The 22316-nt window shown below is 71.4% G+C and carries 17 protein-coding genes; 9 read left to right on the forward strand and 8 right to left on the reverse strand.

Going from position 1 to position 22316, the window contains the following annotated elements:
* The first annotated feature begins 67 nt into the window (after positions 1-67).
* Complete coding sequence (locus ACF3NS_RS14450; protein WP_311966411.1) at positions 68-685, forward strand: N-acetyltransferase; 618 nt, start codon at positions 68-70, stop codon at positions 683-685.
* On the opposite strand, the gene ACF3NS_RS14455 is transcribed toward ACF3NS_RS14450, so the two are convergent.
* Positions 682-1050 carry an FCD domain-containing protein gene (locus ACF3NS_RS14455; protein WP_154592564.1) on the reverse strand — a complete coding sequence of 123 codons (369 nt, stop codon included), beginning with the start codon at positions 1048-1050 and terminating at the stop codon, positions 682-684. The two genes, ACF3NS_RS14450 and ACF3NS_RS14455, sit on opposite strands and share 4 nt — an antisense overlap.
* A gap of 142 nt (positions 1051-1192) precedes the next feature.
* On the opposite strand from ACF3NS_RS14455, the gene ACF3NS_RS14460 reads away from it, so the two are divergent.
* From ACF3NS_RS14460 to ACF3NS_RS14475, 4 genes are read left to right on the forward strand one after another with little or no spacing between them, the layout of a single operon-like run.
* Positions 1193-2878 (forward strand): L-lactate permease, encoded by a 1686-nt coding sequence (locus ACF3NS_RS14460; protein ID WP_154592565.1) that lies wholly within the window; start codon positions 1193-1195, stop codon positions 2876-2878.
* Complete coding sequence (locus tag ACF3NS_RS14465; RefSeq protein ID WP_154592566.1) at positions 2875-3651, forward strand: (Fe-S)-binding protein; 777 nt, start codon at positions 2875-2877, stop codon at positions 3649-3651. The genes ACF3NS_RS14460 and ACF3NS_RS14465 overlap by 4 nt, the downstream gene beginning before the upstream one ends.
* Positions 3648-5297, forward strand: a complete 1650-nt coding sequence (locus ACF3NS_RS14470; protein WP_082176893.1) for a lactate utilization protein B — start codon at positions 3648-3650, stop codon at positions 5295-5297. The genes ACF3NS_RS14465 and ACF3NS_RS14470 overlap by 4 nt, the downstream gene beginning before the upstream one ends.
* Entirely contained in the window at positions 5294-5938 is a 645-nt protein-coding gene (locus tag ACF3NS_RS14475) for a lactate utilization protein C (RefSeq protein ID WP_288799136.1), read from the forward strand. Before ACF3NS_RS14470 ends, ACF3NS_RS14475 begins: the two co-directional genes overlap by 4 nt.
* A gap of 64 nt (positions 5939-6002) precedes the next feature.
* On the opposite strand, the gene dapB is transcribed toward ACF3NS_RS14475, so the two are convergent.
* Positions 6003-6752: a 4-hydroxy-tetrahydrodipicolinate reductase gene (gene dapB / locus ACF3NS_RS14480; protein ID WP_288799135.1), complete on the reverse strand. Its 750-nt coding sequence runs from the start codon at positions 6750-6752 to the stop codon at positions 6003-6005.
* Positions 6753-6873: 121 nt separating this feature from the next.
* Between dapB and ACF3NS_RS14485 the strand changes: the two genes are divergently transcribed.
* On the forward strand, positions 6874-9684 hold the full coding sequence (locus ACF3NS_RS14485) for an FAD-binding and (Fe-S)-binding domain-containing protein (protein WP_392466935.1): 2811 nt from the start codon (positions 6874-6876) through the stop codon (positions 9682-9684).
* Between the two features lie 99 nt (positions 9685-9783).
* On the opposite strand, the gene ACF3NS_RS14490 is transcribed toward ACF3NS_RS14485, so the two are convergent.
* From ACF3NS_RS14490 to rpsO, 4 genes are all read right to left on the reverse strand, one after another.
* Positions 9784-10788, reverse strand: coding sequence for a YihY/virulence factor BrkB family protein (locus tag ACF3NS_RS14490; protein WP_154592569.1), 1005 nt, complete (start codon positions 10786-10788; stop codon positions 9784-9786).
* A 109-nt stretch (positions 10789-10897) separates the two neighbouring features.
* Complete coding sequence (locus tag ACF3NS_RS14495; protein WP_392466938.1) at positions 10898-11407, reverse strand: DUF3072 domain-containing protein; 510 nt, start codon at positions 11405-11407, stop codon at positions 10898-10900.
* A gap of 152 nt (positions 11408-11559) precedes the next feature.
* Positions 11560-14076 carry a polyribonucleotide nucleotidyltransferase gene (locus ACF3NS_RS14500; RefSeq protein WP_392466941.1) on the reverse strand — a complete coding sequence of 839 codons (2517 nt, stop codon included), beginning with the start codon at positions 14074-14076 and terminating at the stop codon, positions 11560-11562.
* Positions 14077-14266: 190 nt separating this feature from the next.
* Complete coding sequence (gene rpsO / locus ACF3NS_RS14505) at positions 14267-14536, reverse strand: 30S ribosomal protein S15 (protein WP_154592571.1); 270 nt, start codon at positions 14534-14536, stop codon at positions 14267-14269.
* Between the two features lie 317 nt (positions 14537-14853).
* Between rpsO and ACF3NS_RS14510 the strand changes: the two genes are divergently transcribed.
* Positions 14854-17259: a bifunctional diguanylate cyclase/phosphodiesterase gene (locus ACF3NS_RS14510; protein ID WP_288797906.1), complete on the forward strand. Its 2406-nt coding sequence runs from the start codon at positions 14854-14856 to the stop codon at positions 17257-17259.
* A 114-nt stretch (positions 17260-17373) separates the two neighbouring features.
* Here ACF3NS_RS14510 and lpdA read toward each other — a convergent pair whose 3' ends face one another.
* The gene (gene lpdA, locus ACF3NS_RS14515) at positions 17374-18771 is read right to left on the reverse strand and encodes a dihydrolipoyl dehydrogenase (protein WP_392466945.1); all 1398 of its coding nucleotides are present in this window, start codon (positions 18769-18771) and stop codon (positions 17374-17376) included.
* Positions 18772-18977: 206 nt separating this feature from the next.
* Here lpdA and ACF3NS_RS14520 point away from each other — a divergent pair, with 206 nt between their 5' ends.
* A complete protein-coding gene (locus ACF3NS_RS14520) occupies positions 18978-21242 on the forward strand; it encodes a carbon starvation CstA family protein (RefSeq protein ID WP_392466947.1) in 2265 nt (754 codons plus the stop codon).
* A 13-nt stretch (positions 21243-21255) separates the two neighbouring features.
* The gene (locus tag ACF3NS_RS14525; RefSeq protein WP_019284212.1) at positions 21256-21447 is read left to right on the forward strand and encodes a YbdD/YjiX family protein; all 192 of its coding nucleotides are present in this window, start codon (positions 21256-21258) and stop codon (positions 21445-21447) included.
* A 386-nt stretch (positions 21448-21833) separates the two neighbouring features.
* Here the strand turns inward: ACF3NS_RS14525 and ndk are convergent, their stop codons facing one another.
* On the reverse strand, positions 21834-22271 hold the full coding sequence (gene ndk, locus ACF3NS_RS14530; RefSeq protein ID WP_154592576.1) for a nucleoside-diphosphate kinase: 438 nt from the start codon (positions 22269-22271) through the stop codon (positions 21834-21836).
* Between the last annotated feature and the right edge of the window lie 45 nt (positions 22272-22316).

The following is a 22316-nucleotide window of genomic DNA, read 5'->3' on the forward strand; positions in this document are numbered from 1 at the left end:
GCCGGTGAGGTGTCGTCCGTCACGCTACCGGCCGGTAGCTCGCAGGTCGGTCTGAGAGGATCGGTCGGTGAGCGACCACGACCACCAGCACGAGCGCGACCACCGGCACGAGCACGACCACCAGCACGAGCACGAGGGCGCCGCCGGCCCCACCGCCGACGCCAGCGTCCGTCAGGCTCGCGTCAACGACGCCCCGGCGGTGGGCACGGTCCAGTCGGCCGTATGGCGCCAGGCCTTCGCGGGGCTCATCCCCGCCGAGGTGCTCGAGGGATTCGAGCCGCTGCCCTTCGCCCGCGCCTGGCGCGCCTCGCTGGAGCAGCCGCCGTCCCCGCGCCACGTGCTGGTCGTGTCCTGCGCCGGCCCCCAGGTGCTGGGCTACGCGGCCATCGGACCGTGCGAGGACCCGGACGCCGAGGACGGCGACGGCGAGATCATCACGCTGGGCGTCCACCCGGACGCGCGCCGTCAGGGCCACGGCTCCCGCCTGCTCAACGCGGCGGTCGACCTGCTCCGCGACGGGGGTTTCGCGCACGCCTACGCCTGGGTCCCGGCCGAGGACGTCACGACACGGGCCTTCCTCGAGGCGGGGGGCTTCGCGCCGGACAGCGCCTACCGCGACCGCGTCGTGGGACCGGGCGACCAGGACCTCCTGCGGGAGATCCGCCTCACCGCCGCGCTCACCTAGCACGACCCACCGACGGGCGAGCACGATCGGAGGATCGCGTACGCCGCCCGGATGTGGGACTCCACCAGGTCTGCCGCCCGTTGGCCGTCCCCGGCGACCACGGACTCGTAGATCGCCTCGAGGTGCTCCTGCGGCTGGCCACCGAACCCGGCCCAGTCGCCGAGCGACCGCTCCGCGTCGAGGATGGGCCGGCGCAGCGACTCGCGGACGGCGACGGTCATGTCGGCCATCAGCCGGTGGCGCCCCACCTCCGCCAGCTCGACGTGGAAGTCGGTGTCCGGCGCGTTGAGCTGGGCGCCCACGCGCTGGGAGCCGGCCAGGATGCCGGACTCGACGTGGTGGACTACGGACTCGTAGCCCTCCATGCGCGCTATTGCGACAACCGGCTGGATCGATCACGCGGTCCCGGGTCTTGCAGTTGGTCTGACCGCACTCCATAGTGGCTTCAATGGTCTGACCGGAGGCGTCGGTCGACCGCGTGACCGACCTGAGAACTATGGAGTTCCCATGACCTTCCGCCCCGACCTGGACCCCGTCGGAGGCAGCCTCCTGCTGTCGGCCCTCGTGGCCCTCCTGCCCCTCGCCACGATCTTCGTGACCCTCGGCGCCCTGCGCTGGAAGGCCCACGTGGCCGGCCTCACCGCCCTCGCCGTCTCCCTGGTCGTGGCCGTGCTGGCCTTCAAGATGCCGGTCGGGCTGGCCCTGCTGTCCGCCACCGAGGGCGCGGTGTTCGGCCTCTTCCCCATCGTCTGGATCGTGTTCACCGCGATCGTGCTCTACCAGGTCACCGTGGTGAGCGGTCGGTTCGAGGACCTGCGCGCGGTGTTCAACATCATCAGCGACGACCCGCGGGTGCAGGCCATCTTGATCGCCTTCTGCTTCGGGGGGCTGCTGGAGGCCCTCGCGGGCTTCGGGGCTCCCGTGGCCATCACCGGCGTCATGCTCATGGCCGTCGGTTTCTCCGCCCTGCGCGCCGCCACCGTCGTGCTGCTGGCCAACACCGCACCCGTCGCCTTCGGCGCCATCGCCATCCCGATCATCACCGCGGGCAACCTCACCAAGATCCCGTACACCGAGATCGGCGCCTACGTCGGGCACCAGACCCCGGTCCTTGCGATGTTCGTCCCGCTGTTCCTCGTCTTCCTGGCCGACGGGCGACGCGGCCTGCGCCAGACCTGGCCGATCGCGCTCGTCACCGGCGTGGCGTTCGCCGTGGCCCAGTGGATCTCCGCGACCTGGGTGTCGGTCGAGCTGACGGACATCATCGCGTCCCTGGTCGGGCTCGCCGCGGCCGTCGTGATGCTTCGCCTCTGGCAGCCCGAGGGCCGCGACGCCGCCCTGGAGCGCATGAGCGAGGAGAAGCGCGAGGAGCGCGCGGGCATGACCGAAGAGCAGCGCGCCCAGCTGCCCAGCTCGTCCGACGCGCCCGCCGCGACCCACCTGGCGCCTTCCCGCATCGCCATGGCGTTGTTCCCCTACCTGCTCGTCATCGTGATCTTCTCGTTGTCCAAGCTGGTCTCCCCGATCAAGGCCTGGCTCGCCTCGACCGACGTCAAGGTCCGCTGGCCCGGCCTCGACGGGCACGTCCTCAACGCCGCGGGCAAGGTCAACGGCTCCACGGTCTACACCTTCCAGTGGCTCTCCAGCCCCGGCACCATGCTGCTGATCAGCACGGTGATCATCGCCCTCGTCTACCGGGTGAGCGCCCGCGACACCGCCCGGCAGCTCACCGAGACCGCCCACAAGCTGCGCTTCTCGATCCTCACCATCGCCTCGGTGCTGTCGCTGGCGTACGTCATGAACCTGTCTGGGCAGACGATCACGATCGGCACCTGGATCGCCGGGACGGGTGCGGCGTTCGCGTTCTTCTCCCCCGTCCTCGGCTGGCTCGGCACCGCCGTCACCGGCTCGGACACCAGCGCCAACGCGCTCTTCGCGACCCTGCAGCAGACCGCCGCCAAGCACGCCGGCATCGACCCCACGCTGCTCGTCGCCGCCAACACCTCCGGCGGCGTCGTGGGCAAGATGGTCAGCCCGCAGAACCTCACGATCGCGGCCACGGCCGTCGGTCTGCTCGGGCGCGAGTCCGAGATCCTGCGCCGCGTGATCTGGTGGAGCCTCGGCCTACTCGTCGTGCTCTGCCTGCTCGTCGGCCTGCAATCCACGCCCGTTCTTGCTTGGATGCTGCCATGAGCCCCGAGCGCCCCGGTGAGGGCAAGACCGTCGCGTTGTTCGCCACCTGCGTCAACGACACCATGTATCCCGGCACCCCCCAGGCCGTCGTGCGGCTCCTGGAGCGGTTGGGCTGCGAGGTCGCGTTCCCGCCCGAGCAGACCTGCTGCGGGCAGATGTTCACCAACACGGGCTACCTCGACGAGGCCCTGCCGACGGTCCGGACCTACCTCGCCGCGTTCGAGCGCTTCGACTACGTGGTGGGACCGTCGGGGTCCTGCATCGGGTCCGTCCGCGAGCAGCACCCGATGCTGGCGGAGCGGTCGGGCAGCACCGAGCTCCAGCGGCGGGTCGCCGACGTCGTGGCCAAGACCTACGACCTGCCCGAGCTGCTCGTGGACGTCCTCGGGGTCACCGACGTGGGGGCCTACTTCCCGCACCGGGTGACCTACCACCCGACCTGCCACTCGCTGCGTATCACCAAGGTCGGGGACCGCCCCTACCAGCTGCTGCGCGCGGTCCGCGGCATCGACCTGGTCGAGCTGCCGGACGCGGACCGCTGCTGCGGCTTCGGCGGGACCTTCGCGCTCAAGAACTCCGACGTCTCGGTCGCCATGACCGCCGACAAGGCCCGCCACATCGCCGACACCGACGCGGAGTACGTCGTGGCAGGAGACAACAGCTGCCTGATGAGCATCGGCGGCGTGCTCGCCCGCCAGCGCACCGGCATCCGCACCATCCATCTGGCCGAGGTGCTCGCCAGCACCGAGGAGACCATGGAGGAGCCCGTATGACCCAGCCCGCCCACCGCCTCACCCCCGCGCCGCCCTCGGGGGAGCTCGCCGACTCGCCGCCCTTCCCGGCCGCCGCGCGCCGTGAGCTGGCGAACCCCGTGCAGCGCAAGAACCTCCACCACGCCATGACCACCATCCGCGACAAGCGCGCCCGCGTGGTGGCCGAGCGGCCCGACTGGGAGCAGATGCGGGTGGCCGGCGAGGAGATCAAGGACCGCACCCTGCGGCACCTCGACCACTACCTGCTGCAGCTCGAGGAGTCCCTCACCCGGGCCGGCACGACCGTCCACTGGGCGAGCGACGCCGAGGAGGCCAACCGGATCATCGTGGGCCTGGTGCGGGACGCGCTGCGCGACCAGCCGCGCCAGGTGGACCCCACGGGGCGCGAGGTCCCCCCGGAGGTGGTCAAGGTCAAGTCGATGGCCACCCAGGAGATCGAGATGAACGAGGCCCTCGAGGCCGCGGGCATCGCCGCGTGGGAGACCGACCTGGCCGAGCTCATCGTGCAGCTGGGCCACGACCGACCCTCGCACTTCCTGGTCCCGGCGATCCACCGCAACCGCGCCGAGGTCCGCGAGATCTTCCTCGACGAGATGGGCGACTACGGCCGCCCCGCGCCGGACGACCTGGACGCCGAGCCCGCGCACCTCGCAGGGGCCGCCCGCCTGCACCTGCGCGAGAAGTTCCTGCGCGCCTCGGTGGCGATCTCGGGGGCGAACTTCGCGGTGGCCGAGACCGGCACGCTGTGCGTCGTCGAGTCCGAGGGCAACGGTCGCATGTGCCTGACCCTTCCCGAGACGCTGATCTCGGTGGTCGGGATCGAGAAGGTCGTGCCGACCTTTGCCGACCTCGAGGTCTTCCTGCAGCTGCTCCCCCGGTCCTCCACCGCCGAGCGGATGAACCCGTACACCTCGTTGTGGACGGGTCCGACGCCCGGTGACGGGCCGCAGCAGATGCACGTGGTCCTGCTCGACAACGGCCGCACCAAGGTGCTCGCCGACGACTTCGGCCGCACCGCGCTGCGCTGCATCCGGTGCTCTGCGTGCCTCAACGTGTGCCCGGTCTACGAGAAGGTCGGGGGCCACGCCTACGGCTCGGTCTACCCCGGGCCGATCGGTGCCGTGCTGACGCCGCAGCTGCGCGGCACCGCCTCCGCGGTCGACCGCTCGCTCCCCTACGCCTCATCCCTCTGCGGGGCGTGCTTCGACGTGTGCCCGGTGCGCATCGACATCCCCAGGATGCTCGTCCACATGCGCGGCAAGGTCGTCGAGGCCAAGAAGGCCGACCGGATGCCGCACTCCGAGGCGGGGGTGATGCGCGCCACCTCGTGGATGATGGCCGACCACCGGCGCTGGGGTGCCGCCATGAAGGGCTCCGGCCTGGCGGGGCGCCTGCTGGGGTCGCGGTTCGACCACTTCGGGACGCTGCCGTGGCCGGCGTCGAAGTGGACGAACGCGCGCGACGTGCAGATGCTGCCCACGGAGTCCTTCCGCGACTGGTGGGCCCGCGAGCGCGCAGATCGTCCCGGCACGCCGGGGCATGGCGGGCCTGCCGGTCCTCGGCACGACGCGTCCACCGAGGCGCACCGGGCGTCCGACCAGCGCGCGCACGGCAGCACCGAGCAGCCCGAGGCAGAGCAGCGATGAGTCGGGAGCAGATCCTCGGACGGGTCCGGGCCGCGCTGGCGGACGTGCCGCGCTCCACGCCCGAGGCGGACGTCCCCGTCGCCTGGGAGTACGCCCGCCCCACACCGGTGGACGACCTGCTTGGTCGGTTCGTCGAGCGGGTCGAGGACTACCGGGCCGTGGTGGAGCGGTGCGCCCCGGACGACGTCGGGGCCCGCGTGACGGCGGCCCTGCAGAGCCACGGTGTCGACACGGTCGTGCTCCCCGACGGGCTCGACGAGGGGTGGCGCGCCACCATCGCGGCCGCCGGGCTGTCGCTCCTCGAGGACGCGGACCTCACGGCCGCCCAGCTCAACGCGGTCGACGCCGTGGTCACGGGGGCGTCCGTGGGGGTGGCCGAGACGGGCACGATCGTGCTGGACCACGGCCCCGACCAGGGTCGTCGCGCCCTCTCGCTGGTGCCTGACGTGCACGTGTGCGTCGTGCGGGCCGACCAGGTCGTGTCGGACGTCCCCGAGGCGGTGGCCCGGCTCGCCGGTGTGGCCCGCACAGGTCGCCCGCTCACCTGGATCAGCGGGCCGAGTGCCACCAGCGACATCGAGCTGTCCCGCGTGGAGGGCGTCCACGGCCCCCGGACGCTGCACGTGATCCTCGCCGACTGACCCAGGGGCACACCCCTGGGTCAGCGGCGGGTGCGGGCCCCATGCCGCATCCCGGCCCCGCCCGTCAGAGCCCGAGGTAGTGCTCGAGCCCCACCGTCACGCCGGGGTGCTCCGCCACGCGCCGCACGCCCTCGACCACCCCGGGCATGAACGAGACCCGGTCGAAGGAGTCGTGCCGGATCGTCAGCTGCTCTCCCTCGGCACCGAAGAGCACCTCCTGGTGCGCGACCAGCCCGCGCAGCCGGACCGAGTGGACGGGGACGCCGTGCACACGGGCACCCCGGGCGCCGTCGGGGTCCTGCTCAGTCGCGTCCGGCACGTCGCCCAGGCCGGTCTCGGACCGGGCGGCCCCGATCAGGTCGGCGGTGCGGGCGGCCGTGCCGGACGGTGCGTCGACCTTGCGAGGGTGGTGCAGCTCGATGACCTCGACGGACTCGTAGAAGCGGGCCGCCTGCTCGGCGAAGGTCATCATGAGGATCGCGCCGATGGCGAAGTTGGGGGCGATGAGCACACCGGTCCCCTCGGGGGCCGCCGCCACCTGGTCGCGCAGCGTCTGCAATCGCGGCTCGGTCCAGCCGGTCGTCCCCACGACCACGTGGACGCCCTGCGCGACGCAGTGCGCGACGTTGGCCGGCGACGCGTCCGGCACCGAGAACTCCACGACCACGTCCGCGCCGGCCAGGTCGCCCAGCTCGTCCCCCACGTCGAAGCGCCCGACAAGCTCGAGGCCCTCCGCCGCGTCGACCGCGTCGCAGACGGTGGAGCCCATGCGCCCGGAGGCGCCGATGACAGAGACCTTGATGATGTCGCTCACGCCGTCCACCCTAGGCGCCGGTGCGGCGGCGCGCCGCGAGCGACCAAGCGCGCCGTGGCCGGGGCGAGCGGCATGCCGCGGCATAGAGTGGCAGGACCCCAACGACGAGGAGGTCGCTCGCATGACCGTCACGACCAGCGCACTGGATCGCAGCGTCGGCACCATCACCTCCCGCCGCCTGGTGGACCGGGTGTCCAAGGCCCACGACGCGTCCCACTACCTGCTCACGCCGCAGGCCGTGGTGACCGCGCGCACCGTCGATGACGTCGCCCGCACCCTCGCGGCGGCCCGGGCGGACGGCGTCCCCGTGACCTTCCGCTCTGGCGGGACCAGCCTGTCCGGGCAGGCGCTCTCCGACGGCATCCTCCTCGACACGCGCACCCACTTCCGTGGCGTCGAGGTGCTCGACGGGGGCGAGCGCGTCCGCTGCCGGCCTGGCGCCACGCTGCGCTCGGTCAACGCCCACCTGGCCCGCTACCGGCGACGTCTGGGGCCGGACCCGGCCAGCGAGATCGCCTGCACCGTGGGCGGGGTCGTGGCCAACAACTCCTCGGGCATGCAGTGCGGCACCGAGCTCAACACCTATCGCACCCTCGACTCCCTGGTCCTGGTCCTGCCGAGCGGCACCGTCGTCGACACCAGCCTCCCGGACGCCGACGAGTTCCTCCGCCGCGCCGAGCCGGAGCTGTGGGAGGGGCTCGCCGGGCTGCGCGACCGGGTGCGCGCCGACCCGGACTCGACGGCGCGCATCGCGCACCAGTACTCGATGAAGAACACCATGGGCTACGGCGTCAACGCGTTCGTCGACTTCGACGAGCCGGTGCGCATCCTCGAGCACCTGGTCGTCGGGTCCGAGGGGACCCTGGGCTGGGTGGCCGAGGTCACCTTCCGCACCGTGCCCATCAGCCCCTATGCCGCCACCGCCCTGCTCGTGGTCGACGAGATCGGCCAGGCCACCGACGCCCTCGGTGATCTCGTCGGGGCCGGCGCCAAGGCCCTCGAGCTGCTCGACGCCGCGTCGCTGCGCGTCGTGCAGCGCTACCGCGAGGCGAGCCCCGAGCTGGCCGGCCTCGACGTCGACCGGCACGCGGCCCTGCTCGTCGAGGCGACCACCGACGACAGCGCGGAGCTCGACCGCCGCATCGGCGAGCTCGACGACGTCGTCGCCTCCCTCGGCCTCCCTCACCGCGCCACCTTCACCCGCGACGCGCGCGAGCGGGCGGACCTGTGGCACCTGCGCAAGGGGCTCTACACCTCGGTGGCCGGGGCCCGGCCGCAGGGCACGACCAACCTGCTCGAGGACATCGCCGTCCCGCTGGCCTCGCTCAGCGCCACGGTCGCGGACCTGACGGAGTCCTTCCGGCGCCACGGCTACGACGACGCCGTCACCTTCGGTCACGCCAAGGACGGCAACCTGCACTTCATGATCAACCCGCGCCTGGACGACCCGGCCGCGCTCGAGACCTATGAGGCGTTCACCGAGGAGATGGTGTCTCTGGTGCTCGGGCACGAGGGCACCCTCAAGGCCGAGCACGGCACCGGGCGGATCATGGCGCCCTACGTGCGCCGGCAGTTCGGGGACGAGCTCTACGCCGTGATGCAGGAGGTCAAGCGCCTCGCCGACCCGTCCGGGGTGCTCAACCCCGGGACTCTGCTCGACGACGACCCCGGCGCTCACCTGCGGCACCTCAAGACGATGCCCGCCGTCGACCCGGCGGTGGACCGCTGCGTGGAGTGCGGCTACTGCGAGCCCGTCTGCCCCTCACGGGATCTCACCACCACGCCGCGGCGCCGCATCACGCTCCTGCGCGACCTCGGCCGGCTCCCCGAGGACCAGGCCGCGGAGCTCCGCGCGGCCTACGACTACGAGGCCGTGGACACCTGCGCGGTGGACTCGCTGTGCGTCAAGGCGTGCCCGGTCGGCATCGACACCGGCCTGTTCATGAAGTCCCTCCGCGCCGACCGCCACTCGGCGAGGACCCAGCGGGCCGGCATACGGCTGGCCGAGGGCTGGGGCACCACCATGACGATGTTGCGCACGGCCTTGGCGGTCGCCGACACGGTGCCCGGGCCGCTCAAGACCGGCGCGACCAGCGCTCTGCGGCGGGTGATCTCGCCGGACGTGGTGCCGCTGGTCGGCGACGACTTGCCGGGCCGCGGACCGCGCCGCCCGGCCCCCCAGCACCCGACGGGCGCGGCGTTCGTCTACTTCTCCTCCTGCCTCGGGTCGCTCTTCGCCCCCTCCGCGGACTCGACCGGCGCGGGCGTGGTCGACGCGTTCTTCGCCCTGACCCGCCGCGCCGGGCTGGAGGCGGTCGTGCCCGATGAGCTGCAGGGCCTGTGCTGCGGCACCCCCTGGGTCTCCAAGGGCCTCACGCAGGGAGCAGATGCCATGTCCCGCAAGGTCTTCCGGGCGCTGTGGCGCGCCACGGAGCAGGGGCGGCTGCCCGTCGTGTGCGACGCCGCGTCGTGCACCCACGGCCTGGCCGACCTCGCGCACCACCTTCCGGAGGAGGACGCCGAGCGGTGGGGTCGGGTGCGGGTGATCGACGCCGTGACGTATGTCGCCCGCGAGGTCCTGCCTCACGTCGAGGTCGGCGAGCCCCTCGGCACCGTGGCCGTGCACCCGACCTGCTCGACCGTGCACCTCGGCGTGGTGAACGACCTGGTGGCCTGCGCCCAGGCCGCGGCGCGCGAGGTCGTGGTGCCCGTCGACTGGGGCTGCTGCGGCTTCGCCGGCGACCGCGGCATGCTCCACCCCGAGCTGACGGCGTCCGCCACCCGGCTGGAGGCCCACGAGCTGGACGGGCGCGCCTTCGACGCCTACGTCTCCGCCAACCGGGCCTGCGAGCTGGGCATGTCCCGCGCCACGGGCCGCCCCTACCGCCACGTCCTCGAGGTGCTGGCCGAGCGCGTCCCGGGCTGCCGCTGACGGATCGGGGCCACTCCTGGTGGGCATAGCCACCAGAAGTGGCCCCGATCCCTGGACGTGGGCCGTGGCGCGCGGCAGGGGTCGACGCCCGGGGCGGGGCTACTCGGAGCCGTAGTACTCGTCCTCCATGTCCTTGAGCGACCGCTCGAAGGACACGTCGACCTGCTGGAAACCCTTGAGCCGGTTGGCGTTGACGAGTCCCTCGTAGTACTTCTTGTCGGCCTCGGTCAGCTCGACGTCGTCGGTGAACACCGTGAGCAGGGCCCGCGGCCACAGGTGCTTGGCAAGGACGACGTTGAGCTCGATGGCCATGACCACGCCGCAGGCCGCCAGGAAGCCCCACCCCATGAGGCCGAGGACCAGGGCGAAGACGCCGTATGCGTCGCTCGATCCCTTGACCACGAAGGACACGTACGCCGTGCCGACCGTCTGCAGCGTCTGCCACCACGCCGCCGCTGCCAGGGCGCCGGGGATGGAGCGGCGCCACCGCATCGGGTGCGCCGTCGCGATGCGAAAGATCAGCAGGAAGATCCCGGCGTTGAGCACCACGGCGAGCACGGTGAGCAGGTAGGCACCCGCGGTGCCGAGGTCCAGGCCATACGCCGAGGCCGAGCTGCCGATGCCGGAGATCACGGTGGTGACGATGAGGAACAACCCCGCCGTCACGATGAGCAGCAGGGACCGGCCGCGCGAGACGAAGGGGTTGGGGCGCTGGTTGCGCGGCACCGCCCAGCACACGTTGAGGGCGTTCTGCAGCGCCTGCCCCACGCCGAGGGCGCCGTACAACGCCACCAGCAGACCGATCGCGATGGCCTTCCAGTCCCCTTGCAGCCCCTGCGTGCTCAGCTGGGTGCCGATGACCGGGAACTGGCTGAGGGCCGACTCGAGCAGGCGCTGCTCGAGCTCGGGACGGTCCTGCAGGACGAAGCCGAGGACCGAGGACAGGAGCAGGAGCAGCGGGAAGGACGACAGGAAGCCGTAATAGGTGATCAGCGCTCCGAGGTAGGGCCCCTGGTCGTCGAAGAACTTGTAGAGCACCGCGAGCGGGAAGCCGACCCCACGGTGGCGCCGCTGGAACCGATCCACCTTGTCCACGAACGACATCCGCGCTCCCTCCGTCGCAGACATTCTGCCCCGCATCGCGCGGGACCTCCTGGTGTGGTCGACGCTGCGGCGAGCAGCCGTGCGCCCCCCGCCGCCGCGCCGCCCTGGATCAGTCCTGCTGGCCCTGCTGGTCGCGCCCGGTCGCCGCCTGGAGCCGGTCGATGTGCTCCGAGGCCTCGGCCTTGGTCAGGTCGGCGGGGATCTGCTCTCCCGCCTGGCGCGCCAAGGAGTCCAGGTAGGACTTCTGGGCGTCGGTGGCCGGCTGGTCACCCGTCACCCAGTCGTCGGGGTCCTTGACCGGGCCGTCGGTCGGGCCGGTGCCGGCGCCCAGCATCTCGCCGTCGCCGGAGGCCTGCTGGCTGCCGGAGGCCTGCTTGTTGCCCGACGCCTGCTGGTTGCCCTGGGCGGCGAACCCTTCGCGCGCGACGGTTGGGTCACCTGCGGGCGACCCGGCCCGGGCGGGGTCCACACCGACCTGCTCGGTCCCGGTCTGGTCGGAGGACGGACCGCGCTGGCCACGTTCGGCGTTCACGGGCACCTCCTCGGCGGCAGGCGGAGCCTCCTCCAGCGGCGGCTCGTCGAGGGGCGGGATCTGCTGGGTGGGGTCCTGTGCGTTCATGACGGTCGGCATACCCACCGGGGTGCTGTCCCCAACCCCCGTCCCCCGCCGGTCCGGTGCGCTTCGGTCCGGTGAGCACGTATGCCGGAGGGCCGGTCACCCTGTCCGGGGTGACCGGCCCTCCCTGCTGAGCCGGACGCTCAGGCTGCGGCTCAGGCGTCCTCGGAGGACGGCGTGGCCTCGTTGCCCGTGTCGCTGGAGTCGGCGAGGCGGTCCGCCTCTGGCGTGCCCTGGCCCTCCTCGACGTCGCTGCGACGGCGACGGGTGCGCGAGCGCGGGCGGCGGTCGCCGTCGCCCTCGCCGCGCTCCCCGGAGCGCTCGCGGTGGGGCCCGCGGTCACCGTTGCGGTCACCACGGTCGCTGCGCTCGCTACCACGGTCGCTGCGCTCACCACCACGGTCACCGCGCTCCGGGCGGGAGGCCCTGGCCTCCTCCGCGGCAGCGGCGTTGGCGGCCTCCTGCTCCTCGGTCAGGACAGCGGCCAGCGAGAGCTTGCCGCGGGGGTCGATCTCCTTGAGCTCGACCTGGACCTTCTGGCCCACGCCGAGGACGTCCTCGACCGCATCGATGCGCTTGCCGCCGACGAGCTTGCGCACCTCGGAGATGTGCAGCAGGCCGTCCTTGCCGGGCAGCAGCGACACGAAGGCGCCGAAGGTCGTGGTCTTGACGACCGTCCCCAGGAAGCGCTCGCCGACCTCGGGCATCTGCGGGTTGGCGATGGCGTTGACGGCCGCGCGGGCCGCCTCGGCCGAGGGACCGTCGGTCGCGCCAATGTAGACGGTGCCGTCGTCCTCGATGGAGATGTCGGCGCCGGTCTCCTCCTGGATCTGGTTGATCATCTTGCCCTTGGGCCCGATGACCTCGCCGATCTTGTCGACCGGGACCTGGACGGCGATGACGCGCGGCGCGTGCGGGCTCATCTCGTCCGGCACGTCGATGGCCTCGGCCATGACGTCCAGGATGTGCAGGCGGGCGTCGCGAGCCTGGGTGAGGGCGCCACGGAGCACGGAGGCGGGGATGCCGTCGAGCTTGGTGTCGAGCTGGATCGCCGTGACGAACTCCTTGGTGCCGGCGACCTTGAAGTCCATGTCGCCGAAGGCGTCCTCGGCGCCGAGGATGTCGGTGAGCGCGGCGTACTGCGTCTCGCCGTCGATCTCGGCGGAGACCAGACCCATCGCGATGCCCGCGACCGCGGCGCGCAGCGGCACGCCGGCGTTGAGCAGCGAGAGGGTGGACGCGCAGACCGAGCCCATCGAGGTGGAGCCGTTGGAGCCCAGCGCCTCGGAGACCTGACGGATCGCGTAGGGGAACTCCTCGCGGGTCGGCAGGACCGGCATGAGAGCGCGCTCCGCGAGGGCGCCGTGACCGATCTCGCGCCGCTTGGGCGAGCCCACGCGGCCGGTCTCGCCGGTGGAGAACGGCGGGAAGTTGTAGTTGTGCATGTAGCGCTTGCGCGTCACCGGCGACAGCGAGTCGATCTGCTGCTCCATGCGGAGCATGTTGAGCGTGGTCACGCCCATGATCTGGGTCTCGCCGCGCTCGAAGATCGCGGAACCGTGCACGCGGGGCAGCACCTCGACCTCGGCGGACAGGGCCCGGATGTCAGCGAGCCCGCGGCCGTCGATGCGAACCTTGTCGCGCAGGATGCGCTCGCGGACGAGCTTCTTCTGCACGGCGCGGTAGGCCGCGGAGATCTCCTTGTCCCGCCCGTTCAGCGGCTGGTGCGCGGCGCCCAGCTCGGCCTTGAGACGCTCCTTGAGGGCGTCGAGCTTGTCCTCGCGCTCCTGCTTGCCGGCGATCGCGAGGAGGTCCTTGAGCTCGCCCTCGGCGGCCTGCGCGACGGCCTCGTAGGCGTCGTCCTCGTAGTCGAGGAAGATCGGGAACTCCTGGACCGGCTTGGCGGCCTGCGCGGCCAGCTCCTCCTGCGCGGTGCACAGGACGGCGATGAACTTCTTGGCGGCCTCGAGACCCTCGGCGACGACCTCCTCGGTCGGCGCCTGCTTGCCCTCGTTCTTGACCAGGTCCCAGGTGCTGTCGGTGGACTCGGCCTCGACCATCATGATGGCGACGTCGTCCTGGCCGTCCTTGGTGGTGACCTTGCGGCCGGCCACCACCATGTCGAAGACCGAGCGCTCGCTGTCGCTGAAGTTGGGGAAGGCGACCCACTGGCCGTCGATCAGGGAGACGCGGACGCCACCGATCGGCCCGGAGAAGGGCAGCCCGGAGATCTGCGTGGACGCGGACGCCGCGTTGATGGCGAGGACGTCGTACCGGTGGTCGGGGTGGATCGACAGGACGGTGATGACGACCTGGACCTCGTTGCGCAGCCCCTTCTTGAAGGTCGGGCGCAGCGGCCGGTCGATCAGGCGGCAGGTGAGGATCGCGTCGGTGCCGGGGCGACCCTCGCGGCGGAAGAACGAGCCGGGGATGCGGCCCGCGGCATACATGCGCTCCTCGACGTCCACGGTGAGGGGGAAGAAGTCGAACTGGTCCTTGGGGGACTTGCCCGCGACCGTGGTCGACAGCAGCGTGGTCTCGTCGTCGAGGTAGGCGGTCACGGACCCGGCGGCCTGCTTGGCGAGGCGGCCGGTCTCGAACCGGATCGTGCGGGTACCGAAGGGGCCGTTGTCGATCGTGGCCTCGGTGAACGTGATGTCTGGACCCTCCATGGGTCCTCCTTGTCTTCGCTTCGTCGCTGACCACATCGTCGTTGTGCGGCAGCGTGTCTCCATCTGTGCGTGAGCGGCGTCAGACGCCGCCACTCACACTACGGGCTATGAAGTTGTCAGCTCGCAGGTACGCCGGAGGGAGCGGTCCCCTGATCACTCAGGAGCCGCTCCCTCCGGTGCACGACGAGAGTTATCGACGCAGACCCAGACGCTTGATCAGCGCACGGTAGCGCTCGATGTCGGTGGCCTCGAGGTAGCGCAGCATGCGCTTGCGACGGCCGACGAGCAGCAGCAGACCACGACGAGAGTGGTGGTCGTGCTTGTGGGCCCGGGAGTGCTCGGTGAGGTCCTTGATGCGCTGCGTCAGCATCGCGATCTGCACCTCGGGAGAGCCGGTGTCGCCCTCGTGCGTGGCGTACTCGGTCATGATCTTCTTCTTGACGTCTGCCTCCAACGGCATGGCGCGACTCCTTCTCCTAGCAGCGCGGTGCCCCCGGGCTCATCCCGAGGGCGCTCTTGATCCGCGGCCGGTCCACGGCAAGGTCCAAGGCTATCAGCCGGGCACAGGAGGCCCTAATCGCGCCGATGTCGCCGGCACGGCCGTCCACGCCCTACACGGGCCCGTCCCCGTGCAGCGTGTAGCCCATCAAGTACGCTCAGTGATGTCTATAGTTACTTTCGACCCGCACGGGGATGAATCGGGAGGCGCCGGGAACACCCGGCACACGTCCCACCAGCCCCACCAGTCCGGCTCCGACCCGTATCGACAGGCCACCCATGAGCAGCGCGATCCCCGAGGTGACGCACGGCGCCGTCGGTGACCGCTCGGTGCCTGCGCCGCCGGAGGCCGGGCACTCGCCTCCGCCGCCATGGGCCAACACCCCGGCCTACCGCGTCTACGCCGTCCTGGCAGCCCTCGCGGGGGCCGCCTCGCTGGCGCTGACGGTGCGATTCCCCGGCCAGGTGCTCCCGACGTCCACGGTCTACGTGGCGGGGTGCGTGGTCGTCCTGGTGGTCGTGACCACGCTGATCCTGCGCGGCGTGCGCGTGCCGGGGACCCTCGTCGGGGACCTCCCCGAGGCCCTGCTCACCACTCCCCTGCTCGCGGTCGCCCCGCACTGGGGCTACGTCGTGGCCACCGTCGCCGTCACCCTGTGGACCTGCCTGCGCTGGCGCCTCACCCCCCTCGACACGACCTTCAACGTCGGCATCGCCGCGATCTCCAGCGCCGCCGCGACCGGCGCCTACCACCTCACCGGCGGCGCTGCGCCGCACCAGATGGCCTGGCCGGTGGTGGTCGCCGCGCTCGCCGGGGTCCTCACGCAGTACGCCCTCAGCGAGGTCGCCGTCTGGATCGGCTGCGTGCTGGACGGCAAGCGCGAGCACGCCCCGACCCTCACCAGCTCGGCCACCCGGGTCGTGCCGCAGCTCATGGCCATCGGGCTCGCGTCGTGCTCCGTCGCGCTGGGGGCCCAGGGCACCCCGCTGGGCGCCCTGCTCGGCCACGCCCTGCTCGCCATCGTGCTCGTGCACCTGTCCGTCCAGGGACGCTCGGCCAACCAGCGGTGGATCGCCGAGCAGCTCTACACCGCCAGCGAGCGCCTCCGCAGCCAGACCGAGGTGGACGACGTGCCGCACGTGCTCGCCGAGGAGCTCGCCACCCTGTGGCAGACCCACGACTGGGTCGTCACCGAGCAGCCCAGCCGCGGCCAGGAGGCCTACCGGATCGGCGAGGACCAGTACATCGCGCTCGCGCCGGGCCGCGCTGTGCTGCCCGGCCCCACCCGCCAGGCCTCCGCCGCCCTCGTCGACACCGCGGCCGAGGTCAGGCGCTCCCTGGAGTTCGAGCGCGAGCTGCGGTGGCGGGCCACCCGTGACGCGTTGACCGGGCTCGGCAACCGCCACCGCCTCTGGGACGCCCTCGACGAGCGCCTCCCGGCGGCCGGTCGCGGGGCGCCCCTCGTGCTCATGTCCCTCGACCTGGACACCTTCAAGGCCATCAACGACACCTACGGCCACACCGTCGGCGACCACCTCCTCGTCGCCGTCGCCCGTCGGCTGACCGAGCACTGCGCCCCCGAGGACGTCCTGGCCCGCATGGCCGGGGACGAGTTCGTCATCCTCTCGGACGCCGCCGAGCCGGGCGAGGCCGTCCGACGGGCTCAGGTGCTCCAGCACGCGATCTCCGAGCCGTTCACCCTCGACCAGAACGTCGTCAACGTGACCTGCTCCATCGGCGTGCACCACGTGTGTCAGCCGACCACCCGCGCCAACGCCCTGTCGGCGGCCGACGCGGCGCTGACGCGGGCCAAGAAGTCCGGCCGCGGCACCGTCACCATGGCCACGCAGGAGATCGTGCTCGAGGCGCGGCGCCTGCTGCGGCTCGACGCCGAGCTGCGCGCGGCCATGCATCACGGCGAGTTCACCCTCCACTACCAGCCGATCGTCGACGCAGCGAGCGGCGAGGCCTTCGCCGTTGAGGCCCTCCTGCGGTGGGAGCGCGAGGGGGTCGTGCAGATGAGCCCCGGCGAGTTCGTCCCCTACGCCGAGGAGTCCGGGCTCATCTCGACGATCGGCCTGTGGGTGATGCGCCGTGCCTGCCTGCAGGTCAACGCCTGGAACCGCGCCAACCGACCCGACCGCCCCCTCCGCGTGACCGTCAACATCTCGACCGTCCACATCGCCCAGCCGACCTTCGTCGACGACGTCCGGCAGATCCTCGAGGACATCGGCTTCCCGCCCGAGCTGCTCATCCTCGAGGTGACCGAGACCTTCGCCACCCTGGACCTCGCGGCCTCCGTGTGCATCGGCACCGCGCTGAGCGAGGTGGGCGTCTCGCTGTGGCTGGACGACTTCGGGACGGGCTACTCCTCCTTGGAGTACCTCCGCCAGCTGCCCGTCGAGGTGGTCAAGCTCGACCGGTCCTTCCTCACCGACATCAGCACCGACCCCGGCGCCCGCCGCTTCATCGCCTCGATCGTCCAGCTGTGCCGCTCCATCGGACGCGAGCCCCTCGCCGAGGGCGTGGAGCAGGAGCAGCAGCGCCAGGTCCTGCTCGACCTCGGCTGCTCGGCGATGCAGGGCTACCTGTTCGCGCGTCCCGTCCCGGTCGAGCACCTCGTCGACGCCGTCCGGCCCCTCCCGCCGCAGGCCCGCGACGCCGACGGCGGACGCACCGCCTGAGCCGGGCCCCCTCACCTCGGTGAGCGTGGCGGGTCCCGTATGCCGGAAGGCGGGTGCCCGCGATGGGGCGACCCGCCTTCCGGCATACGGCATCCGGCCCGTGAGGGCGGACCGTCACAGGTTGATCATGTGTCCCGCGATGCCGTGCAGGGCCTCCTTGACCGCCTCGCCCAGGGTGGGGTGGGCAAAGACCACCCGGGAGACCTCGTCGGCGGTGAGGTCCCAGGTCTGCGCCGCGTTGAGGGCGGGGAGCAGCTCGGTCACGTCCGGGCCGATCATGTGGGCGCCGAGGATCTCGTTGTACTTGGCGTCTGCGACGATCTTGACGAAGCCGACGCCGTCGCCGAGGCCCATCGCCTTGCCGTTGGCCGAGAACGGGAACGACGCGGTCTTGACCTCGTGGCCGGCGTCCTTGGCCTGCTGCTCGGACAGCCCCATCGAGCCGATCTGCGGGTGGCAGTAGGTCGCCCGCGGGATGAAGCGGTAGTCGATCGGCATGGTCTCGGCGCCGGCGATGGTCTCGGCGGCAACGATGCCCTGCGCCTCGGCGACGTGCGCGAGCATCAGCTTGGCGGTGACGTCGCCGATGGCGTAGACGCCGTCGACGTTGGTACGCATGTAGTCGTCGATCTCGATGGCACCGCGCTCGGTGAGCCTCACGCCGGCCGCCTCCAGGCCGTAGCCCTCGGTGCGGGGGGCGAAGCCGATCGCGGAGAGGAGCTTGTCGGCCTCCAGCACCTGCTGGTCGCCGCCCTTGGCGGGGCTGACCGTGACCTTGACGCCGGAGCCGGTGTCCTCGACGGACTCGACCTTGGTGCCCAGCATGACCTTCACGCCGAGCTTCTTGTAGTGCTTGAGCAGCTCCTTGGACACGTCCGCGTCCTCGGTCGGGACCATGCGGTCCAGGAACTCCACGATGGTCACGTCGACGCCGAAGTTCTTCATGACGTAGGCGAACTCGACGCCGATGGCGCCGGACCCGGCGATGATGATCGAGCCGGGGAGCCCGTCGTCGAGGATCTGCTCCTCGTAGGTCACGACGTTCTGGGAGACCTCGACGCCGGGGAGCATGCGGGTCACGGCACCGGCCGCGATGATCAGGTTGTCGAAGGTGATGCTCCTGGTCTCGCCGCCCTCGACCGCGACGTCCATGGACCTCGGGCCGGTGAGGGTGCCCCAGCCGTCGATCTCGGTGATCTTGTTCTTCTTCATCAGGAAGTGGACACCCTTGACGATGCCCGCGGAGACCTGGCGGCTGCGCGCGTGGGTCGGGCCGTAGGACATGGTGGCGTCGCCCTCGATGCCGTACTTCTTCTTGTCGTGGGTCAGGGTGTGCGCCAGCTCGGCGTTCTTCAGCAGCGCCTTGGACGGGATGCACCCGACGTTGAGGCAGACTCCGCCCCAGTACTTCTTCTCGACGACCGCGACCTTCTTGCCGAGCTGGGAGGCTCGGATCGCCGCGACATACCCACCCGGGCCGGCGCCCAGGACCACCACATCGAAGTCAGCCATGGGCCCTACCCTACCCATTCCGTCGAAGGCGTCGTCCTGCCTCGCGGCGCATAACGATCCACCACCATTGGGCCCGGTGACCCGCATGGTCCTCCCTGCGCCCCGCACCGGGTCGCTAGCGTCACCATGGGGCGTCCGCCGCCCACCCCCTCCCCCTACCTCCCTGCAGGGCAGCCGGAGCACATCGAGAAAGACAGGAGACCCGGATGACCGTCAACGACGACCGCGTCCGCGCCGTGCGGAACGATCCCGACCTGCCCCCCGTGGCGGTCGAGGAACCATTCAGCCCCACGCCCGTCAAGAAGGGCGTCCTCGCCCTCATCGCCCTGGCCGCCGCCATCGGCTGGGTCATGCTGGCCGTGGTGCGCGGCGAGCACGTCAATGCCGTCTGGTTCGTGCTCGCGGCCGTGGGCAGCTATGTCATTGCGCTCACGTTCTACGCCCGCCTCATCGAGTACAAGGTGCTGCGGCCGCGCGACACCCGCGCCACGCCCGCCGAGGAGCTCAGCAACGGCAAGGACTTCATGCCGACCGACCGCCGCGTGCTGTTCGGCCACCACTTCGCGGCCATCGCCGGCGCCGGCCCCCTCGTCGGCCCCGTGCTCGCCTCCCAGATGGGCTACCTGCCCGGCACGCTGTGGATCATCCTCGGCGTCATCTTCGCCGGCGCGGTCCAGGACTACATGGTCCTGCACATCTCGATCCGCCGCCGGGGGCGCTCGCTCGGCCAGATGGCCCGCGACGAGCTTGGTCAGGTCGGCGGCTGGGCCGCCATCCTCGGCGTCCTCTCGATCATGATCATCCTCATCGCCGTGCTCGGCATCGTCGTCATCGGCGCGCTCGCCGAGTCGCCCTGGGGCGTCTTCTCCATCGCGATGACGATCCCGATCGCGCTGTTCATGGGCGTCTACCTGCGCTTCCTGCGCCCGGGCAAGGTCAACGAGGTCTCGATCCTCGGCGTCGCGCTGCTGCTGCTGGCCGTCGTCTCCGGGTCGTGGGTGGCCGAGTCGAGCTGGGGCGCCGAGCTGTTCACGCTGTCCCCACGGGCGCTGGCGCTGTGGCTGTGCGTCTACGGCTTTGCGGCGTCCGTGCTGCCGGTCTGGCTGCTGCTCGCACCGCGCGACTACCTGTCGACGTTCATGAAGGTCGGCACCATCGCCGTGCTCGCCCTCGGCATCGTCCTCACCGCCCCGCAGATCCAGATGCCAGCGGTGACGCCGTTCGCGCACACCGGGACCGGGCCCGCCTTCGCCGGCAACCTGTTCCCGTTCCTGTTCATCACCATTGCCTGCGGGTCCATCTCGGGCTTCCACGCGCTCATCAGCTCGGGCACGACGCCCAAGCTGATCGAGAAGGAGTCCCAGGCCCGGATCATCGGCTACGGCGGGATGCTGACCGAGTCCTTCGTCGCGATCATGGCGCTCATCACCGCCTGCATCCTCGACCAGCACCTCTACTTCGTCATGAACGCCCCCAAGGGCGTCACCGGCGGCACCCCCGAGACCGCGGCGACCTGGGTCAACTCCCTGCCGCTGCACTCCCCCGGCGGTGGGCCGCTCGAGCCCGCCACCGCCGACAAGATCGCGCAGGCGGCTGCCGACGTGCAGGAGAAGTCCATCGTCTCCCGCACCGGTGGCGCCCCGACCCTGGCATTCGGGATGTCGCAGGTCATGTCCTTCTTCGGCGGAGCCGGGATGAAGGCCTTCTGGTACCACTTCGCCGTGATGTTCGAGGCGTTGTTCATCCTCACCACCATCGACGCCGGCACCCGCGTCGCCCGGTTCATGTTCTCCGACGCGATCGGCAACATCCCCGGCCTCTCGAAGTTCAAGGACCCCTCCTGGCGCGTCGGCGCGTGGGTGTGCTCGGCGATCGTCGTGCTCGGCTGGGGCTCGATCCTCGTCATGGGCGTCACCGACCCGCTGGGCGGCATCAACACGCTGTTCCCGCTCTTCGGCATCGCCAACCAGCTGCTGGCCTGCATCGCCCTGTGCCTGGTCTTCACCGTCGTGATGAAGATGGGCCTCTTCCGCTGGGCGTGGATCCCGGGCCTGCCGCTCGTCTGGCTGCTCACGGTCACGCTCTCGGCGTCGTACCAGAAGATCTTCAGCAGCACCCCGGCCATCGGCTACTGGGCCAACCACGACAAGTACGTCAAGGCCCACGAGGCCGGCAAGGTCGTCGCCCCCGCCAAGTCGGCCGCTGACATGGAGGCCGTCATCCGCAACACCGTCGTCCAGGAGGTGCTGTCGGTCCTGTTCGCCGTCCTCGTGATCTTGGTCGTGCTCGCGACCATCTGGACGGCGATCAAGGCGTCGCGCGCTGGCGGGCTGCCCACCAGCGAGGAGCCGGACGTCCCGTCCCGGATCTTCGCCCCCAAGGGCTTCCTGCCGACGCCTGCGGAGAAGGCGGTCTACGCTGAGTGGAAGGCCGCCGGCCTCGACCCCTCGCCCCAGGGTGTCCACCACTGACGGAGGGCATCACGTGCAGACGCTCGGCAAGACCCTCAGCACCGCCCGGTGGTACTGGCGCGGCGTGACCGGCGCGGACGCCTACGAGCGCTACGTCGACCACCTGCGTCGGACCCACCCCGGTGCGCCGATCCCCACGGAGCGGGACTTCTGGCGGCAGAAGTACGCCGACCAGGAGCGCAACCCCACCAGCCGCTGCTGCTGAGCAGCGGCCCCGGCTGATGGCCCGTCACCCACGAGGGTGGCGGGCCGTCCGGCATGCTGGCCCGATCCCTGCCAGCGCACGAGAGTCCGCGTCCGGCAGCGCACCGGGATGCGCCGGCGCCGGGTCGCGGGGCAGTACACCGCGGACGTCGAGGCCTATGTCGCCGCCGGGGGCGACGACATGGTCCAGCGGGTCATCACGGCGGTCAACTTCGCCAAGCAGCTGGACCGCTGGTATGACGCGCAGCTCGCCGTCGTCCAGGACCCACCGCCTCGACAAGATGGTCGAACAGGGCTGGTGTCACGCGACCCCGACCCGGACAACCGCTCGCGCGTGCTGATCACGCTGTCACGCGGGCCCGGAGTCGTCGACCGGCTAGAGCGCGCTCAGGCGCCCTGGCCCCCGAACCAGATGCCGATCTCGCGCTCGGCGGACTCCGCGGAGTCCGAGCCGTGGACGATGTTCTTCTGCACGCCCGGGCCCCAGTCGCGGCCGAGGTCGCCGCGGATCGTGCCGGGCGCGGCCTTGGTCGGGTCGGTGGCGCCGGCCAGCGACCGGAAGCCCTCGATGCAGCGGTCGCCCTCGACGACGGCGGCGGTGACGGGGCCGGAGGACATGAACTCCAGCAGCGGCTCGTAGAACGGCTTGCCCTCGTGCTCGGCGTAGTGCTGCGCCAGGCGCTCGCGGTCGGGCGTGAGGATCTGCAGCTGGGCCAGCGTGTAGCCCTTGGCCTCGATGCGGCGGAGCACCTCGCCGGTGAGTCCGCGCTCGAACCCGTCCGGCTTGACGAGGACGAGGGTGCGCTCGGTGGTGGTCTCAGTCATGGCCACACCCTATCGACCGCCCGAGCCCCCCGGCGGCCGAGGCAT

This window comes from Arsenicicoccus cauae, assembly GCF_043162025.1.
GTDB classification, from domain to species: Bacteria; Actinomycetota; Actinomycetes; order Actinomycetales; family Dermatophilaceae; genus Arsenicicoccus; species Arsenicicoccus cauae.

Coding starts and splice junctions, on each gene's coding strand:
- ACF3NS_RS14455 (WP_154592564.1), bottom strand. CDS start 1,050: ATGGAGGGCTACGAGTCCGTAGTCCACCACGTCGAGTCCGGCATCCTG.
- ACF3NS_RS14460 (WP_154592565.1), top strand. CDS start 1,193: ATGACCTTCCGCCCCGACCTGGACCCCGTCGGAGGCAGCCTCCTGCTG.
- ACF3NS_RS14465 (WP_154592566.1), top strand. CDS start 2,875: ATGAGCCCCGAGCGCCCCGGTGAGGGCAAGACCGTCGCGTTGTTCGCC.
- ACF3NS_RS14470 (WP_082176893.1), top strand. CDS start 3,648: ATGACCCAGCCCGCCCACCGCCTCACCCCCGCGCCGCCCTCGGGGGAG.
- ACF3NS_RS14475 (WP_288799136.1), top strand. CDS start 5,294: ATGAGTCGGGAGCAGATCCTCGGACGGGTCCGGGCCGCGCTGGCGGAC.
- ACF3NS_RS14485 (WP_392466935.1), top strand. CDS start 6,874: ATGACCGTCACGACCAGCGCACTGGATCGCAGCGTCGGCACCATCACC.
- ACF3NS_RS14490 (WP_154592569.1), bottom strand. CDS start 10,788: ATGTCGTTCGTGGACAAGGTGGATCGGTTCCAGCGGCGCCACCGTGGG.
- ACF3NS_RS14495 (WP_392466938.1), bottom strand. CDS start 11,407: ATGAACGCACAGGACCCCACCCAGCAGATCCCGCCCCTCGACGAGCCG.
- ACF3NS_RS14500 (WP_392466941.1), bottom strand. CDS start 14,076: ATGGAGGGTCCAGACATCACGTTCACCGAGGCCACGATCGACAACGGC.
- rpsO (WP_154592571.1), bottom strand. CDS start 14,536: ATGCCGTTGGAGGCAGACGTCAAGAAGAAGATCATGACCGAGTACGCC.
- ACF3NS_RS14510 (WP_288797906.1), top strand. CDS start 14,854: ATGAGCAGCGCGATCCCCGAGGTGACGCACGGCGCCGTCGGTGACCGC.
- lpdA (WP_392466945.1), bottom strand. CDS start 18,771: ATGGCTGACTTCGATGTGGTGGTCCTGGGCGCCGGCCCGGGTGGGTAT.
- ACF3NS_RS14520 (WP_392466947.1), top strand. CDS start 18,978: ATGACCGTCAACGACGACCGCGTCCGCGCCGTGCGGAACGATCCCGAC.
- ndk (WP_154592576.1), bottom strand. CDS start 22,271: ATGACTGAGACCACCACCGAGCGCACCCTCGTCCTCGTCAAGCCGGAC.